Genomic DNA, 18,070 nt, shown 5'->3' on the forward strand with positions numbered 1-18,070 from the left:
TGTTGTTTAGATGGAGGCAACAAATGAAAAAATATAAGGCGGGCATCGATGTCGGTTCAACAACGGTCAAGATGGTTCTGTTAGATGAACGCAATCAAACGTGTTTTTCAAGGTATGAACGACACTATGCAGACATCCAAAAGGCAGCGGAAAAAATTATTAAAGAAGCGCAAGCAGTAATCCAAGATCAGCCAGTTGCGCTGGCGATTACCGGATCAGGCGGAATGGGGCTGGCAGAAGTTTTGCGGATTCCTTTTGTCCAAGAGGTCATCGCTTGTACCAAAACAGTCGAGACAGTGATCCCAGAAACGGATGTGGCGATCGAATTAGGCGGTGAAGATGCGAAGATCACCTTTTTTGAAGGTGCGTTGGAGCAGCGGATGAATGGTAGTTGTGCCGGTGGGACCGGTGCGTTTATTGATCAGATGGCGGTTTTATTGAAAACGGATGCCAATGGGGTCAATGAGCTAGCCAAGGGATACCAAACCCTTTATCCGATTGCCTCACGCTGCGGGGTCTTTGCCAAAACTGATGTGCAGCCGCTGATCAATGAAGGAGCGGCAAAAGCGGACATTGCTGCGAGTATTTTTCAAGCGGTGGTCAATCAAGCGATTGCTGGCTTAGCTGCTGGTCGTAAAATCAAAGGCAAGGTAGCCTTCTTAGGCGGTCCACTGACGTTTATGTCGGAATTGCGTCAACGATTTATCGATACGTTGAACCTGCAAGAAGCAGATATCATTTTTCCCGAGAACCCAGAACTGTTTGTGGCGATGGGGGCTGCACTGTATGCAGAAGAAGCGCAGCAGCTTTCTGTACTATGCGACCGCTTAGCCAATGAAGAAGATGGCACACTTGCGCCAACAGATACGCTAGATCCTTTATTCAAAGACGAAGCAGAACTGGCTGCTTTTCGTGCCCGCCATGCCCAAGCGGTTGCTGCAGAAAAACCTTTGTCGGAGCATAAAGGTGCTGCTTATTTGGGTATCGATGCTGGATCAACGACAACGAAAGTCGTCTTGATCAATGATGCAGGGGATCTGTTGTTTTCTTTTTATGGCAACAATGAAGGCGAGCCGTTAGCGACAACGATGGCGGTTTTACAAGAGCTTTATCGTCAGATGCCTTCTGACGTTTACATCGCAAAGTCAACGATCACAGGGTACGGTGAGCATCTGATCAAACATGCACTGAAGGTCGATATCGGTGAAGTCGAAACGATGGCCCATTACAAAGCTGCTGAACATTTCCAGCCAGGGGTTGATTTTATCTTGGACATTGGTGGGCAAGACATGAAGGCGATGACAGTCAAAGACGGTGCACTTTCTTCGATTCAGCTAAATGAAGCCTGTTCGTCAGGATGCGGCTCGTTCATTGAGACCTTTGCCAAATCTATGAATCAGGATGTCAAAGAATTTGCGCTGGCAGCGACAAAAGCCCAAGCGCCGGTTGACCTGGGTTCGCGTTGTACCGTCTTTATGAACTCAAAAGTCAAACAGGTCCAAAAAGAAGGAGCGTCTGTTGGCGACATTTCGGCTGGCTTGTCTTACTCGGTCATAAAGAATGCTATCTATAAAGTGATCAAGGTTCGGCGCCCCGAAGATCTTGGCGAGAAAATCGTCTGCCAAGGAGGGACTTTCTATAATGAAGCGGTTCTACGCGCCTTTGAATTGATCAGCGGCCGTGAAGTCGTACGACCATCGATCGCTGGCTTGATGGGCGCTTATGGGGCGGCGTTGATCGCGTTAGAAGAAGCGGCGATCGACGATGTCAGTACGTTGTTGTCTCCTGCAGAAATGGCCGATTTTCAAGCAGAAAAAGAATTTACAAATTGCGGGCTTTGCGAAAACAATTGTTTATTAACAGTGACCCTCTTTTCGGATGGTCGAAAATTCATTACGGGGAATCGCTGCGAACGTGGTGCGCGGATCAAAATCAAAAAAGAAGACCGCAAAGTCAATCTCGTGGATGAAAAATACCGCCGCTTGTTCAAGTACCGTTCTTTGCGTAAAAAAGATGCCCTCCATGGGGAAATCGGCTTACCAAGAGTGTTGAATCTTTATGAAAATTATCCGCTATGGCATACCTTTTTCACCCAGTTAGGGTTTCGGGTAACCTTGTCGCCGCGTTCTAATAAAGAACTATATGAGCAAGGGATCGAAACGATTCCTAGCGATACCGTTTGTTACCCAGCCAAACTAGCCCATGGACACATCCAAGCACTGATCGATCAAAACATACCGTTGATCTTTTATCCAGGAGTCATTTTTGAGCGAGTAGAGAATACTGCCGCTGAAAATCATTTTAACTGTCCAATCGTACAAAGCTATCCAGAAGTGATTCGTAACAACGTCGATGCGATTCGTGAAGGGGCGGTTGACTACCGCTGTCCATTTTTAAATCTGGCAGATGAAGCCTCAATGGTCAAAACCTTAATGGGGACGTTTCAAGATTTTGGTTTTTCTGAAGACGAAATTGCCCAAGCGCTGCGCAGCGGCTTCGAGGAACTAGATCAGTTCAAAGCAGATATTGCGCAACGGGGAGAAGAAACGCTGCGAATGCTGATGACGACCAACCAAAAAGGGATCGTTTTATCTGGAAGACCGTATCATTTGGACCCTGAAATCAACCATGGGATAGCGGAAGTCATTACCCAAGAAGGCTTTCATGTACTGACCGAGGACAGTATTGCTCATTTAGCAAATGTCGGCGATCTGCGGGTCGTGGATCAATGGGTCTATCATTCACGGTTGTATGCGGCTGCACGAGTGGTGGCGAAAAACAAGCAGTTGGAATTGGTTCAATTAAACTCCTTCGGCTGCGGGATCGATGCAGTGACCACCGATCAAGTCGAAGAGATCATGGCGCAATATGGCAAGCTGTATACGGTGTTGAAAATCGATGAGGGTGCAAACCTTGGGGCGATTCGGATTCGGTTGCGTTCCTTGAAAGCAGCAGTCAACGAACGGGATAAACAGCACTTTGTTCCTAAAAAGCAATACGAGGAACCAGCAAAGATTATTTTTACCAAAGAAATGCGCAAGCAGCACACGCTCTTATTGCCGATGTTGAGTCCCATCCACCAAAGCGGATTAGTAGATGTCGCTTTGCAGGCTTCCGGGTATCAAGTGGTCTGTCTGCCCAGTGAAGATCGACAAGCAGTCAATGTCGGTTTGCGCTTTGTCAATAACGATGCCTGCTACCCGGCCATCATTTCCATTGGACAGCTGTTAGAAGCGTTACAAAGCGGGGAATATGACGTCGAAAACACCAGCGTATTGATGACCCAGACGGGCGGTGGGTGTCGCGCAACGAACTATATTCCCTTGTTACGTAAAGCATTGAACGATGCAGGATTTCCGCAAGTACCGGTGGTATCTATTTCGATGGGGAATACTGGTGTTGAATCAAATCCGGGCTTTCGCTTTACCTTGCCGATGATGAAACGCTTGGCGGTGGCATTTTTATACGGGGATCTCTTTGAACGAGTCGTTTATCGCACCCGTCCATATGAGCAAGAAGCAGGGGCTGTCGATCGGCTCCACCAAGAATGGCTGGAAAAAATTGCCAAAAATGTCCGCAATGGCTCCTTCAGCCTCTTTAATCGCAATATGAAGAAAATCATTCAAGACTTTGATCAAGTGCCGATAAGAGATATCAAGAAGCCGCGTGTCGGAGTCGTGGGAGAGATTTTAGTGAAATATTCACCGACAGCTAATAACGATGTCGTTCGCCTGTTAGAAGCAGAAGGAGCGGAAGCGGTCGTACCGGATATTGTCGGCTTCATGAATTATTCCCTCTACAATCAGATTTGGCGCTACGAGCATTTGGGGATGGCGAAGAAAAGTAAAATGATCGCTGATTTTGCGATCATGGCGATTGAACGGCTCCAAAAACCAATGGATAAAGCGTTGCGGGCGTCAACGCGCTTTGAGGGCATTCATTCGATCCATCAGCTTGCCGAGCAAGCGAGCGAGATTGTTTCCATCGGCAATCATACGGGAGAAGGCTGGTTCTTGACCGGTGAGATGATTGATCTGTTGGAAAATGATGTCAACAATATCATTTGTCTGCAACCATTTGGCTGCCTGCCTAACCATGTAGTAGGAAAAGGGGTTATGAAAGAATTACGTCGTCAATACCCACAGGCGAACATTGCAGCGATTGATTACGATCCAGGTGTCTCGATCGTCAATCAATTGAATCGTATCCGCTTGCTGATGGCCACTGCTAATAAAGCGCTGGCTGAATAAATTCCCAAGTCAGCGACCGAACCAATTTAAAAGCAAAGAAACTGCTCTTGTTTGGACAATTTGTGATAACTTCTTTTTCTGCCTATAAAATGGGGAAAGAATTCGCACAAATGGAGAAAAACAGAGCAGTTTTTGCTTTTTTTATTAGCTATTTAGGTATATACCAGTTATAATAGGAGGGGAACGGAGGAATGTGTAGTGGTGGAAAAATTACCTGTTTATATCCAGATTCATGATCAAATCAAAGCCAATATCGAAAACAATACATACAAAATCGGGGATCGTCTGCCTTCAGAACGGGAGTTGTCAAAACAATTCGGCGTGAGTCGCATGACGTTGCGGCAAGCGATCCAAACCTTAGCGGATGAGGGGATTCTTGAGCGCAAAATCGGTTCTGGCACTTATGTGGCTCGCCAAAAAGTACAGGAGAAAATGACGGGCACGACGAGTTTTACCGAAATTATGAATTCTCTTGGTCGTAAGCCTTCCAGCAAAGCGGTCGCTTATTTCTTGACTGCACCTAGCTCCAGTGAGATGGAAAAGCTGCAATTAGAAGGACACGAAACGATTTTACGGATGGAGCGGATTCGGTATGCGGATGATGTGCCGATCTGTTTTGAAGTAGCGAGTATCCCTGAAAAGTTTATTCATGACTTTAGCAAGGAGGAGATCATCTCTTCCCTCTATAAAGTGTTGGAAGAAAAAGGACAGCGGAAAATTGGCGGCGCTTCGCAAACGATCTCAGCTATGGTCGCTTCCGAGCAAATTGCTGATTACTTACAAATCAAACGCGGCGATGCGATTTTACGTATGCGGCAAATCACTTCATTTGAAGATGGACAGCCATTTGAATATGTGCGCACCCAATATGTCGGCAATCGTTTCGAATTTTATATGGAAAAATAAGCTGCCTGAGACGGCTGGAAACAAAAAAGACGCGAAAAAGCCGAAAGGACACTGCGAGCATACGTGCTGTTGCTCCGCATCGGTCAATTCGGTTTTTCAACGATTGGGCGTTTCTGCATTCGCTGCAGCAAGCGGCATTAGAGTCCGTGCTTTGAGGAAAAGAGCAAACCTGACAGGTGCTTGTCCTGCATAGTTACTCGGTTGGCTCCTCGATGAGGCGCTCTACATATTCGGTCTTGCCTTTGTTTAGCTGCACTTGTCCTTGCAGCAAATCAATCAGAGCGGCTTCTTGGTCGGCAAGCGTTGCTTCAGGAATCATTAAGGTAACAACGATTTTCTCGGTATAAGCAATGTCTTTTACGTAGATGTTCTGCAGTTCTAAATAGTTTTGCAGCTTACCTAAAAGGGGATAATCAATGGTCAATGCAAGCTCTTGATGCAAAACGCCTTCGACGATTCCCACCGCCTTGATGCCAGCGGAAGCTGAACTGGAATAAGCGCGGATCAATCCGCCAGCGCCAAGTTTCGTTCCACCGAAGTAGCGGGTAACGACAGCGACCATATTGATCAAGTCATTTTTCTTCAATACTTCTAAAATCGGTACTCCAGCGGTGCCGCTAGGTTCACCATCATCACTGCTGCGTTGGATCTCATGGTTTTCACCCAATACATAGGCGCTGCAATGATGATTCGCCTTCCAATGTTCTTTTTTGAGGGCTTGTATAAACGCTTTGGCTTCATCTTCTGATTGGATTCGTTTTAACGAACAGATGAAACGCGATTTTTTGATTTCTATTTCCGTTTCTCCATCTTGTCGGATCGTTCGATAAGTCACGCGTACGATCGCCTCCTTTATGTTTCTAGTATAGGCAATCGGAAGGAAAGTTACAAATAGAAGAAAGAAAAAGGCACCAACACAGACCTGAAAAAGAGGAGGCAGTTGCTTTGGGTAGACGCAAAAAGTACGATACGATCACGCACTATTTAAAAAACAACGGCGGTTCACAAATTACGTTAACCTTTACCCAGTTTGATGAATTTCTTTTCCCAGCATCTGGCTTGCCCAAAAGTGCCCGCACGAGTGCGGATTGGTGGGCAAATGATTACCGACATCCTGAAAACGGGGCCTATGCGTGGCTGAATGCCGGCTATGAGGTAGTCCACGTCAATTTAAAAAAAGAGTATGTCGTTTTTAACCGTTTAGTAAAATCAAACTGGCTGCTGGATAGAAAGCGTTGACAAATTTCAAACTTGTTCTATACTAGAGATAGGAAATGTTATCTTATTCTTAAAATTCAAGGAGTGTTCGATATGGCGAAAAAAACAATTATGTTAGTTTGTTCTGCAGGAATGAGTACAAGCTTATTAGTAACAAAAATGCAAAAAGCAGCTGAAGCAAAAGGATTAGAAGCAGATATTTTTGCAGTTTCCGCTTCAGAAGCAGATCAACATTTAGAAAGCAAAGACGTAAATGTTTTATTATTAGGACCACAAGTTCGTTTCATGAAAGGCGATTTTGAGAAACGTCTAGCGCCAAAAGGAATTCCTTTAGAAGTAATCAACATGGCAGATTACGGCATGATGAACGGCGAAAAAGTCTTAGATCAAGCTTTGACATTGATCGGCGAATAAGCAAGACCTGCTGTTGAAGCAAACAAGAAATCTGTAATCGGTTCAAGTACTTTTCAAAAAGTACTTGAACCGATTTTTTTGCGTACTTAAAACTGAGGTGTATGTTATGACCAATCAAAATGGAAGACAATTTTTTGTTTTAGATGAAACAATGAATGTAGGAAAACCCTTTGATTCTCGACCGGCAATGCTCGAGCAGGGGCAGAGAATCGTTTGTCAGCGATGCGGTTCTTCCCACCGCAAGCCGTCGGTGCAATTACCGATAGGCAGCTATTACTGTCCAACCTGCATTCGCTATGGTCGGATCACATCAAATGGGCGACTGGTGATTCAACCTACGGAAAGTCCAGCCATTGATCACCACATCGTCTGGCCAGGAGCATTGACGCAGTTTCAGCAAAAAATTTCCCAGCAATTGGTGTCTAATTGTCGACAAAAGCGATCCTCGCTTGTTTGGTCGGTCACGGGTTCAGGGAAGACCGAAATGATCTTTGAAACGATCCGCTACGTTCGGCAAGAAGGTGGTCGAGTGGCGATCGTCTCACCTCGGATCGATGTTTGTCGTGAATTGTTTCCGCGGATTCAGCAAGCATTTCCACAAGAGGAAAGCTTGCTCCTTTATGGAAAATCAGAAGAGCCTTATCGCTACACAAACATCCTTATTGCCACCATCCATCAGCTACTGCATTTTTATCGGAGCTTTCAACTGATCGTGGTGGATGAGGTAGATGCATTTCCCTACGAGGGCGATGCGCAGCTGCGTTACGGATTATACAATGCCTTAGCCAAAAACGGGTGTCTGATCTATTTAAGTGCGACGCCTTCAGAACGACTGCTGCAAGAAATTCGTGGAAAATTCGCTGTCTTGAGAATGCCGCTGCGGTTTCATCAGCGTCCATTGATCGTTCCAAAACCTGTTCATTATAGTCACTGGGCGCAGGCTTATCGCAGAAAACGTTGGCTGCGACCATTGCTGCAGCAGTTGCAGCGGCTGCTTCAAAAAAACTTTGTCTTGGTGTTTTGTCCAAGCATTGCGCTGATGAAGGAAGTAGAAGCGGCTGTCCGCCGACAAGGCACGTCATGGTCTTTGACTAGCGTTTCGTCGCAAGATCAAAAACGGAGCGAAAAAGTAGCGTCTGCTCGTCGACAGATTTACAAGGTGTTGTTTACAACGATGATTTTAGAGCGTGGGGTGACGTTTGAAAACGTCTCAGTCATCGTATTGGGTGCTAATCATCCAGTCTTTACAAAATCGGCGCTCGTGCAAATTGCTGGTCGTGTCGATCGTAAAGGGGCCTATACGGAAGGGGAGGTCATTTTTTTCTACGACCAAATGACGGAAGCGATCCGAAAAGCACTCAACGAAATCAAGGAAATGAACCAATTGGCAAAAAGCTGGCTGACCGATGGTGTGTAGTTGGTGTAAAAGGACTTTTCCTAGAGAACGAACGATCATTGAGGTGTTGGCTCCTTGGCGTATCCCAGAAAATGAATTGTGCCCGCAATGTGCCCAACAGTTTTCAGTGATCGATTGGCGAACCTGCTGCCCTTCGTGTGGAAAAAAAACATCTGAGTTTTGCAGCGATTGTCTCTATTGGGAAGAAACGTGTCCCATGATACAATTGCAGCACCGAGCGCTATTTGCTTACGATCAAGGGATGAAGGATTGGCTTCACGAATACAAACTGATGGGAAACTATCAGTTGCGGGGGACGTTTGCGCCTGTGATCAAACAGAAACTCAACAGGTTTGACTATGAGTGTTTGATTCCCATCCCATTATCGGCAGAGCGTTACCAACAGCGAGGGTTTAATCAAGTCACCGCTGTGCTGGAAGCCGCCGGAGTCAGATTTCAAGAGTTACTGGAGAAAGTTGTTGATACCGCACCACAGGCACAACGTTCTCGCAGGCAACGATTAGTAGAGGCGCAACCCTTTGCAGTGAAGCCAGATGTAGCGTGTGAAATCAAAGGGAAAAAATTATTGTTGATCGATGATGTGTATACTACCGGTAGAACGTTATATCATGCAGCTGAAGCACTGCAGTCCTTTGGCCCCCAGTCGATTCGTTCTTTTTCTATTGCTCGTTGAAACGTTATTTTGAAAACGCTTAAAGAAAATTGTTCGATTTACTAGGCAAATGACCAAGAGTTCGATATAATAGAGTTAAGAAGAAGAAAAGAGTGGTCCTTTTCCTTCTTTACTGGTAGACGAAAGGGGTAATTTTTATGTTTAGATATAATGTGCGTGGCGAAAATATCGAGGTAACAGAAGCGATCCGTGATTACGTCGAGAAAAAAGTAGGTAAATTAGAACGTTATTTTAATGATGTGCCAGAAGCAACAGCACACGTTAATTTGAAAGTTTATACAGAAAAAACTGCAAAAGTAGAAGTAACGATTCCTTTACCATTCCTAGTTCTACGTGCGGAAGAAACTTCACCTGATCTATATGCTAGTATCGATTTGGTTGTTGACAAATTGGAACGCCAAATCCGCAAATTCAAAACAAAAATCAATCGCAAATCTCGTGAGACAGCGTTGGTTCCGCCAACAGATGGTGATTTGTTCACAACTGAAGCAAACGATGAAGAAACCAATGGTTCTGATTTAGACATCGTACGTACAAAACGTTTGTCTTTAAAACCAATGGATAGTGAAGAAGCTGTTTTACAAATGAACATGCTTGGACACAACTTCTTTATCTTTGAAGATGCGGAAACGAATGGAACGAGCATTGTGTATCGTCGGAAAGATGGTAAATACGGGTTGATCGAAACGGATTAACACGTGTGGGATCCTTTTGGCGACACCCCAAAAAAAAGTCTTTTTTGACAGAGTAGCTGAGAAGCTGCTCTGTTTTTTTATCTTTTGGAATGAAGCAAGAAATCTTTCTATATAAAAGTTGGCTTTGTTTCTCTTTTGTTTTATTGTGTTATACTATAGATGAAATAATACAGGGAGAGTGAATCATGACTACGTTAGCAGATGTCGCCAAAAAAGCAAATGTTTCCGCAATGACCGTTTCTCGAGTGATCAACCATCCAGATAAAGTGACCGAAGAGCTAAAGCAGCTCGTTCATCAAGCAATGCTAGAACTGGATTATCAACCGAATATTGCTGCCAAATCATTAGTTTCCAAGCGTTCCCATATCATCAAAGTGTATATCTTAGAGGAGATGGACACGACGGAGCCATACTATATGAATTTATTAGTGGGGATCGCTCGTTCCATCGGCAAAGCGCATTATTCGTTGCAGCTGGTTACGACGGATGGGGTGGATCGTGGCCCAGCAGATGGTTGTATCATTACGGGATTTCGCCAAAAGGATATGGACTGGATAAAAAATTTAAAGAAACCCGTCGTTCTATTTGGTGAAAATGAAGCTGGATTCAGCTTTGTTGATAGTGACAACTACCAAGGGATCGTTTCTGCTTGTAAACACGCCCTCGATACTGGCTATCAACACTTGGTCTATATTGGTTTAGAGTTGGAAGAAGCATTTACGAAAAGCCGAGAAAAAGGGTACATAGATACAGTCACAAAAACAGGACAAGCACCAAAAATCCATCGTTTTGAGAACCGTTCTTCCGCAGCCCGCACCTTTATCACAGCACAGAAGGAGCAATTTGCGGAAAATACTTGTTTTATTTGTGCGACGGATCGTTTGGCACTAGGCATCAATCAAGGCTTGCAGTCGATTGGCGCGCAGATACCAAAGGATTTTGGGATTGTCGGCTACGATGGGGTATTCCTGGATCAGGTCAGCTCGCCCAAGTTGACGACTATGAAGCAAGCCATCGTTGAGATGGGCGAAGCTTGTGGTGAATTACTGATTCAAAAAATTGAACAGAACGATACGAGCCTGCGACAACAGCGCTTTTTACCGCAACTCGTGGTTCGTGAATCCACAAGGTGAAAAATTAAGCAAATGGTTGCGCAATTTCTTTTCAATTCCTCAATATCTTAATTTAAAGGCTTTTTCAATTTTTGTTATCGCTAACATTTAGAAAATGTTTGCCATTTTAAGAAACCGGTTGCATAATAGAGTTACAAATTGCAGGAGGTAAACAGGATGAAAGTGAATTGGAAAAAGGCAGCTCTAGGATTAGTTTCAGGAAGTGCGTTGTTAGCGCTTGCAGCATGTGGCGGCAACGGAGGTAGTACCGATGGTAGTAATGCAGATGCAGGTTCAGGTAGCGATGAAAAAACGATCACGGTCTCTGTAGGCGCAGACTATATTGATTATATCAATGAAGTGAAATCTGACTTTGAATCTGAAAATGATGTCACCATCAACGTTGTGGAAATGGACATGTTCGATCAAATGGATGCGCTTCAACTAGACGGTCCTGCTGGGAAAGGCCCAGATGTTACGATGTCTCCTTATGACCGTGTGGGTCAAGTAGGCTCCCAAGGGCATTTGGCAGAAATGACTTTGCCAGATGATGGACGGTACAGCGATACAGACAAGCAACAAGTGACCATCGATGATAAGATCTATGGCGCACCAGCAATGATCGAAGCGGTTGTCATGTTCTACAACAAAGACTTGATCGATGAAGCACCAGCAACTTTTTCTGATTTAGAAGAACTAGCAAAAGATGATCGTTTTGCAGAAGGCGATGACAATGTTGGTTTCTTAGCTCGTTGGACGGACTTTTATTATACGTATGGTCTATTAGCGGGGCATGGCGGGTATGTCTTTGGTGATGAAGGAACAGATCCATCTGATCTAGGGCTGAACAATGAAGGTTCTGTTGAAGCAATCACGTATGCAACTGATTGGTTCCAAAATGTCTGGCCGCAAGGAATGCTTGATGTATCAGCCAACGAAAACTTGATGTTGGATTACTTCAATCAAGGCAAAACAGCAGCTATCATTTATGGACCATGGGGCGTGAACGGCTTTGAAGAAGCAGGCATCAACTATGGAGTAGCGAAAATCCCAACGCTAAACAACGGCAACGACTATGAAACATTTGGCGGCGGAAAAGCGTGGGTGGTATCTAACTACTCACAAAACAAAGACGTTTCTCAACAATTTGTCGAGTATTTGACCAACGAAGCCAATCAAGAGAAATTGTATGAAATGCGTCATGATATTCCAGCGAACATTATGGCTCAAGAAACAGTCGCTGCTTCTGATGATCCAGTAGCAAAAGCAGTGATTGAGCAATACAGTGTTTCACAACCAATGCCAAATATCCCTGAAATGTCTGAGGTTTGGGTAGGGGCTGAAAACATGCTGTTTGATGCAGGTTCAGGCAATATGACTCCTCAAGAAGCAGCGGATAATGCTGCCAAAACAATCGAAGAAGCGATTGAGCAGAAATACTAATAATTAGCCGATTACGGTCTGTCATTCATGTCAACGATTCTATAGAGGATGTTTGTCAAAAGGATTCCTTGCAACGTAGCACGCAAGAAATTGCTTGACGAGATTGTTTTCTATCGATCGTCGGCCGCTTGGCAGACTTTCGATTTTAAGGAGGATACATATGAGGACGAATTCACAAGCCATGCAGACAGCGCTTCTTTCAATCATCCCTGGTGGGGGACAATTCAAAAATGGTCAGAAATTCAAAGCGGGTCTCTTTTTTGCAGCCTTTCTGATTTTTCTGGTCGAAATGCTTTTGTTTGGTGGACAAGCACTTTATAACTTTGTCACACTCGGATCAGTACCGATGGAAGACAACTCTTTGTTCTTGTTGATTGAAGGAACACTGCAGGTCATCGTTACCGTTATTTTCATTATCTTTTGGGTTTTAAATATCAAAGATGCTTATCAGGTTCGGCAAAGCATTGAAAAAGGCTTCCCGGTAGCTGTTACGAGAAAAGAATTTTTCAAAAAATTATACGAAGATGGGTTCGCGTACTTACTGACGATCCCTGCCTACTTGGTAATGATCGTAGCAATTATTTTTCCAGTAATGGTGACGCTCTTTATGGCATTTACCAACTATGATTTTCGACACATTCCGCCAGCAAACTTAATCGACTGGATCGGTTTTTCGAATTTCACGAATATCTTCACCTTAAGTTCTTACCGCGACACCTTTGTAAAAGTATTCAGTTGGACGGTGATTTGGACCGTTTTAGCAACCACCTTGCAAATTACACTCGGCATACTGACAGCAGTTGTTGCCAACCAAAAATTTGTGAAGTTTCGTCGCGTCTTTGGGGTGATTTTCTTGCTTCCTTGGGCGGTGCCAGCGTTTATCACAATCATGAGTTTTTCAAATATGTTTAATGATACCGCAGGAGCGATCAACACGCAGGTGATCCCGCTATTGAACAATCTGCCTTTTGTGGATATTGGGAACATTGCTTGGAAGACTGATCCGTTTTGGACGAAAACGGCGATTATTTTGATTCAGGGTTGGTTAGGGTTTCCTTACATCTATGTAATGGTTTCGGGGATTTTACAATCCATTTCCGAAGATTTGTATGAAGCAGCAAAAATGGATGGAGCCAATGCGTTGCAGCGTTTTCGGAACATTACGCTGCCGGCAATCTTTTTGGTAGCAGCCCCAACCTTCGTTACGCAATATACAGGGAACTTTAATAACTTCTCGATGATCTATCTATTTAACGAAGGTGGACCAGGGAGTTTAGGCGGAAATGCTGGATCGACAGATATTTTGATTTCATGGATCTACAAACTGACGACCGGCGGCTCACCACAATATTCGATTGCTTCTGCATTGACCTTGATCATTTCCTTTGTGGTGATCTCCATTTCATTACTGGTGTTTAAAAAGACGAATGCATTTAATATGGAGGATTGAGGATGAAAAAGAAGAAGTTTTCTTTCAGCAAATTATTTACCTACTTGTTTATGATCGCGTTATCGATCATTATCATCTATCCCTTGTTGATTACCGCAACCTCAGCCTTCAAGGCAGGGAACATGATCGCTTTTCGCTTAGATTTTGATGCGGATTGGACATTGAACAACTTTCGACGTTTATTCAATGAAACCCCGTATTTGACATGGTATAAAAACACCTTGATCGTGGCCGTTTCGACGATGATCATTCAAGTAATGATCGTAACGTTAGCAGGGTATACTTACAGTCGTTACCGTTTTGCTGGTCGTAAAAGTAGTCTGATGGTGTTCTTGATCGTTCAAATGGTACCGACAATGTCGGCGTTGACCGCTTTTTATGTTATGGGCTTATTAGCAAACGGTCTAGATAGCTTCTGGTTCTTGACACTGATTTATATCGGTGGTGGGATTCCGATGAATACTTGGCTGATGAAGGGGTACTTTGATACGGTACCCATCGACTTGGATGAATCAGCAAAACTTGATGGTGCAGGGCATTTTCGTATCTTTTGGCAAATCGTTTTGCCCCTCGTAAAACCAATGGTTGCCGTCCAAGCATTGTGGGCCTTTATGGGACCATTCGGCGAATTCTTGCTGGCGCGATTCTTGCTTCGCTCACAAGAGCGTTTGACCGTCGCAGTCGGGCTGCAAACCTTTATCAATGATGCCCGTAACCAACGGGTCGCACTCTTTGCGGCAGGGGCGATTTTGATCGCCGTACCGATCGCTGCACTGTTTTTCTTCTTACAAAAATACTTTGTTTCAGGTTTGACCTCTGGCGGAACAAAAGGATAGGAATGATAGGATGTCTGAACAACGATTTCCCTTAACGTACTTTGGGGCCATTTTTTCTCCAACAAAAGTCTATGCATGGCGTAAAAAATTAAATCGCTGGCAGCAAGTGTTCGTCTATGTTTTCTTGATGTCCTTGCTGATGATCCCGTTGACCTTAATGATCAGCAAGCAAACGGATCAAGCCTTTGCGGCATTTTTTCCCCATGCAAAAACACTCGTGACGGCAGAAACGGCAGCAAAATACAATGAGTTGCAGCTGGAAGATGGCAAACTTTTAGCGGATGAGTCACAAGTCTTTTCCCAAACAGAAGCGGGGATCATAGGCGTTGCGCTTTCAGAAGCGGCTCTTGAAAAAGCAAAATACGCCATCAATTTTCGGGAAACAGACTGGACCATCAAAGAAGAAATCGATGGACAAACTTATCACTATGAAATGCGTTACACGGCGGAAATGGCACCTGATCAAGTAGATGATGCGGCTTCGTTTCAAAAAGCAATCGAAGACGGCTTCTATCGCAACAACGAGACAGCGATTTTCTTCAGTCAGACGATCGCAGTGGCATTTTTATTGGTGGCAATGAATAGTATTCTAGTCATAGGCGCAGCGTTTTTCCTCTGGTTGACGAAAAAATCACGACTATCGACAATCGGCAGCTTCAAAGAAAGTACGAACGTGATTTTAAATGCACTGGGGGCAGGCTCTCTCGTTGCGATGTTGGCAGGATTTATTGGCGCTGATATCGTCTTGATGATCGGGATTCAGTCTTTAGGCATGCTACTGATGCTCTTCTTAGCTTTCTTAAAAACCCGTTTTAAAACGGCATAATTTGCAAACCTTCGCAACAAGACGTTTGGGCGTGTGCTGGACTTTCAGCGCCGATCAATAGCTTGTTGCGTGTTTTTTTCCCGCGTTTCTTTAAAATCTGTGAAAAAAGGTTAAGAATCCGTTTATCACGCAAGATTGATGCGATAGTTCTATCGAAAAATATTTCATTTATGGTGAACTAGTGCTAAAATAGTTAGGAGAGTTTCCAGCTAGGATAATGCAGAAGTAAAAGGAGAATTATTAAGGTATGGCCAATTTTTTTAGAAAATTAATCGAAAACGACAAAAAAGAATTAAAACGTCTTGACCATATTGCGAATCAAGTTGAATCACATGCGGATGAAATGGCCGCTTTATCTGATGAACAATTACGCGGGAAAACCGATGAATTTCGTCGTCGTTTCCAAGAGGGAGAGACTTTGGATAAATTATTACCTGAAGCCTTTGCAGTAGTACGTGAAGCTGCAAAACGCGTTTTGGGCCTTTATCCTTACCACGTCCAATTAATGGGTGGGATCGTCTTGCATGATGGGAATATCCCAGAGATGCGTACGGGTGAAGGGAAAACCTTGACGGCGACATTACCTGTTTATTTGAATGCTTTGAGCGGTCAAGGTGTCCACGTCGTAACTGTCAATGAATACTTGGCAACTCGTGACTCGACTGAGATGGGGGAGCTGTACAACTTTTTAGGGTTGACGGTCGGCTTGAACATCAACTCAAAATCAGCAGAAGAAAAACGTGCGGCATATGCTTGTGACATCACTTATAGTACAAACAATGAATTAGGGTTTGACTATTTGCGGGACAACATGGTGGTTTACCGTCATCAAATGGTACAGCGTCCATTAAACTATGCCATCGTCGATGAGGTCGATTCGATCTTGATCGATGAAGCGAGAACACCGTTGATCATTTCAGGACAAGCAGAAAAATCAACTGCGCTATACAATCGGGTCGACAATTTTGTCAAACGCTTGACGGAAGAAGACTACAAAATCGATATCCAATCAAAAACGATCGGTTTGACAGAACGTGGGATCGAAAAAGCGGAAGAGACCTTCGGCTTAGAAAACTTGTATGATATTGAAAACACGGCATTGACCCATCACTTGGATCAAGCACTACGAGCGAATTACATTATGATTCGCGATATCGATTATGTCGTGCAAGATGGGAAAGTAATGATCGTTGACCAATTTACAGGTCGGATCATGGATGGTCGCCGATATTCTGATGGGCTCCATCAAGCGATCGAAGCGAAAGAAAGTGTCGAAATCGAAGATGAAACCAAAACGATGGCGACGATCACATTCCAGAACTACTTCCGGATGTACAAAAAACTGTCTGGGATGACTGGTACAGCAAAAACGGAAGAAGAAGAGTTTCGAGAAATCTATAACATGCAAGTCATTCAGATTCCTACGAACAAACCAATCTTACGGGATGATCGTGCGGACTTGCTTTATCCAACGCTTACGAGCAAATTCCAAGCAGTCGTTCAAGACATCAAAGAGCGTCACCGCAAAGGACAACCCGTGCTTGTAGGGACGGTCGCTGTTGAGACTTCTGAATTATTGTCATCAATGCTTGATCGTGAGAAAGTTCCTCATGAAGTATTGAATGCCAAGAATCACTTTAAAGAAGCAGAAATCATTTTGAATGCGGGACAAAAAGGTGCTGTAACGATCGCGACCAATATGGCTGGTCGGGGAACGGATATCAAGTTAGGTCTTGGTGTTGCAGAACTAGGCGGCTTGGCAGTTATCGGTACTGAGCGTCATGAATCCCGACGGATCGATAATCAGTTGCGGGGACGTGCGGGACGTCAAGGAGATCCAGGGATGTCGCAATTTTACTTGTCGTTAGAAGATGATTTAATGAAGCGTTTTGGTTCTGAACGAATCAAAGTGTTCTTGGATCGGATGAAGATCGATGAAGGCGACGCCGTGATCCAAAGCAAGATGCTTTCAAAACAAGTAGAATCTGCCCAACGACGAGTGGAAGGCAATAACTACGATACTCGGAAAAACGTCTTGCAATACGATGACGTGATGCGAGAACAGCGGGAAGTTATTTACGGACAACGTCAAGAAGTGATCATGGAAGAAACGGATCTTTCACCACAATTAATGAATATGGTGAAACGTTCCATCAGCCGAGTCGTCGACAGTCATACGCAATTAGAAGAAAGCAATTGGAACTACGAAGGAATCGTTGATTTTGCGGCGAATGCACTTGTTCATGAAGATACTATCAGTATCGAGGACATCAAGGGCAAATCAGCTCAAGAGATCAAAGACTACCTAAACCAACGGGCAGAAGAAGTCTTTGAACAAAAGAAAGCACAACTTAATAGTCCAGAACAATTACTGGAATTTGAAAAAGTCGTCATCTTACGAGTTGTCGATACGAAGTGGACCGACCACATCGATGCTATGGATCAGCTGCGTCAATCGGTTGGGTTACGGGCTTATGGACAAAACAATCCATTAGTTGAGTACCAAACAGAAGGATTCAATATGTTTGAGAACATGGTTGGAGCGATCGAATATGAAGTAACTCGTCTCTTTATGAAGGCAGAGATTCGTCAAAACGTTCAACGGGAACAAGTTGCTCAAGGGGAAGCACAAGGGGTAGAAGAAGCACCTGCTGCCCAAGCACCAAGTTTCAAAAACGTTGGTCGTAACGATCCTTGTCCATGCGGCAGCGGGAAAAAATTCAAGAATTGCCACGGGAAAAATATGTAACACGTTTTGAAAAAGTTGAGAGTAGGCTGGCAGACGTTTTTGTCCAGTCTACTTTCGTTTGTAAGAAAAAAAGAAAGAAGG

13 protein-coding genes and 2 pseudogenes are annotated in these 18,070 nt (G+C 44.2%); 14 read left to right on the forward strand and 1 reads right to left on the reverse strand.

Annotated features, from left to right (window positions below):
• Positions 1-23 precede the first annotated feature (23 nt).
• Together IGJ05_RS13385 and IGJ05_RS13390 are read left to right on the forward strand one after the other, a co-directional pair.
• Positions 24-4,250 carry a 2-hydroxyacyl-CoA dehydratase gene (locus IGJ05_RS13385; protein ID WP_266166555.1) on the forward strand — a complete coding sequence of 1,409 codons (4,227 nt, stop codon included), beginning with the start codon at positions 24-26 and terminating at the stop codon, positions 4,248-4,250.
• 198 nt (positions 4,251-4,448) lie between these two features.
• Entirely contained in the window at positions 4,449-5,156 is a 708-nt protein-coding gene (locus IGJ05_RS13390) for a GntR family transcriptional regulator (RefSeq protein WP_005228765.1), read from the forward strand.
• Between the two features lie 193 nt (positions 5,157-5,349).
• Here the strand turns inward: IGJ05_RS13390 and IGJ05_RS13395 are convergent, their stop codons facing one another.
• Entirely contained in the window at positions 5,350-5,991 is a 642-nt protein-coding gene (locus IGJ05_RS13395; RefSeq protein WP_086337984.1) for a YigZ family protein, read from the reverse strand.
• A 110-nt stretch (positions 5,992-6,101) separates the two neighbouring features.
• On the opposite strand from IGJ05_RS13395, the gene IGJ05_RS13400 reads away from it, so the two are divergent.
• The 12 genes and pseudogenes from IGJ05_RS13400 to IGJ05_RS13455 all read left to right on the forward strand — a co-directional run.
• Entirely contained in the window at positions 6,102-6,395 is a 294-nt protein-coding gene (locus IGJ05_RS13400) for a DUF7662 domain-containing protein (protein ID WP_266166553.1), read from the forward strand.
• 72 nt (positions 6,396-6,467) lie between these two features.
• A complete protein-coding gene (locus IGJ05_RS13405; RefSeq protein ID WP_005228768.1) occupies positions 6,468-6,788 on the forward strand; it encodes a PTS sugar transporter subunit IIB in 321 nt (106 codons plus the stop codon).
• Positions 6,789-6,894: 106 nt separating this feature from the next.
• Entirely contained in the window at positions 6,895-8,205 is a 1,311-nt protein-coding gene (locus tag IGJ05_RS13410; RefSeq protein WP_266166552.1) for a DEAD/DEAH box helicase, read from the forward strand.
• Between the two features lie 196 nt (positions 8,206-8,401).
• Positions 8,402-8,878, forward strand: coding sequence for a ComF family protein (locus IGJ05_RS13415; RefSeq protein ID WP_016608760.1), 477 nt, complete (start codon positions 8,402-8,404; stop codon positions 8,876-8,878).
• A 137-nt stretch (positions 8,879-9,015) separates the two neighbouring features.
• Positions 9,016-9,573 (forward strand): ribosome hibernation-promoting factor, HPF/YfiA family, encoded by a 558-nt coding sequence (hpf, locus tag IGJ05_RS13420; protein ID WP_005231866.1) that lies wholly within the window; start codon positions 9,016-9,018, stop codon positions 9,571-9,573.
• A gap of 185 nt (positions 9,574-9,758) precedes the next feature.
• Positions 9,759-10,706 carry a LacI family DNA-binding transcriptional regulator gene (locus tag IGJ05_RS13425; RefSeq protein WP_005228774.1) on the forward strand — a complete coding sequence of 316 codons (948 nt, stop codon included), beginning with the start codon at positions 9,759-9,761 and terminating at the stop codon, positions 10,704-10,706.
• Between the two features lie 156 nt (positions 10,707-10,862).
• Positions 10,863-12,128 (forward strand): extracellular solute-binding protein, encoded by a 1,266-nt coding sequence (locus tag IGJ05_RS13430; protein ID WP_016608758.1) that lies wholly within the window; start codon positions 10,863-10,865, stop codon positions 12,126-12,128.
• Positions 12,129-12,288: 160 nt separating this feature from the next.
• Entirely contained in the window at positions 12,289-13,578 is a 1,290-nt protein-coding gene (locus tag IGJ05_RS13435) for a carbohydrate ABC transporter permease (RefSeq protein ID WP_010749778.1), read from the forward strand.
• A 2-nt stretch (positions 13,579-13,580) separates the two neighbouring features.
• Positions 13,581-14,414, forward strand: a complete 834-nt coding sequence (locus tag IGJ05_RS13440) for a sugar ABC transporter permease (protein ID WP_016608756.1) — start codon at positions 13,581-13,583, stop codon at positions 14,412-14,414.
• Between the two features lie 10 nt (positions 14,415-14,424).
• The gene (locus IGJ05_RS13445; protein ID WP_266166550.1) at positions 14,425-15,240 is read left to right on the forward strand and encodes a DUF1189 family protein; all 816 of its coding nucleotides are present in this window, start codon (positions 14,425-14,427) and stop codon (positions 15,238-15,240) included.
• A 247-nt stretch (positions 15,241-15,487) separates the two neighbouring features.
• Positions 15,488-17,869 (forward strand): annotated as a pseudogene (gene secA / locus IGJ05_RS13450) (preprotein translocase subunit SecA); the annotation flags it as partial.
• Between the two features lie 45 nt (positions 17,870-17,914).
• Positions 17,915-17,989: pseudogene (locus IGJ05_RS13455) on the forward strand (SEC-C metal-binding domain-containing protein); the annotation flags it as partial.
• Between the last annotated feature and the right edge of the window lie 81 nt (positions 17,990-18,070).

The organism is Enterococcus sp. AZ167, assembly GCF_051714025.1.
GTDB lineage: Bacteria > Bacillota > Bacilli > Lactobacillales > Enterococcaceae > Enterococcus_D > Enterococcus_D casseliflavus.

What these genes read in the sequence shown, in the direction of transcription:
- IGJ05_RS13445 (WP_266166550.1), top strand. Translation starts at nt 14,425, where the DNA reads ATGTCTGAACAACGATTTCCCTTAACGTACTTTGGGGCCATTTTTTCT.
- IGJ05_RS13385 (WP_266166555.1), top strand. Translation starts at nt 24, where the DNA reads ATGAAAAAATATAAGGCGGGCATCGATGTCGGTTCAACAACGGTCAAG.
- IGJ05_RS13405 (WP_005228768.1), top strand. Translation starts at nt 6,468, where the DNA reads ATGGCGAAAAAAACAATTATGTTAGTTTGTTCTGCAGGAATGAGTACA.
- IGJ05_RS13430 (WP_016608758.1), top strand. Translation starts at nt 10,863, where the DNA reads ATGAAAGTGAATTGGAAAAAGGCAGCTCTAGGATTAGTTTCAGGAAGT.
- IGJ05_RS13435 (WP_010749778.1), top strand. Translation starts at nt 12,289, where the DNA reads ATGAGGACGAATTCACAAGCCATGCAGACAGCGCTTCTTTCAATCATC.
- IGJ05_RS13410 (WP_266166552.1), top strand. Translation starts at nt 6,895, where the DNA reads ATGACCAATCAAAATGGAAGACAATTTTTTGTTTTAGATGAAACAATG.
- IGJ05_RS13415 (WP_016608760.1), top strand. Translation starts at nt 8,402, where the DNA reads ATGATACAATTGCAGCACCGAGCGCTATTTGCTTACGATCAAGGGATG.
- IGJ05_RS13440 (WP_016608756.1), top strand. Translation starts at nt 13,581, where the DNA reads ATGAAAAAGAAGAAGTTTTCTTTCAGCAAATTATTTACCTACTTGTTT.
- hpf (WP_005231866.1), top strand. Translation starts at nt 9,016, where the DNA reads ATGTTTAGATATAATGTGCGTGGCGAAAATATCGAGGTAACAGAAGCG.
- IGJ05_RS13425 (WP_005228774.1), top strand. Translation starts at nt 9,759, where the DNA reads ATGACTACGTTAGCAGATGTCGCCAAAAAAGCAAATGTTTCCGCAATG.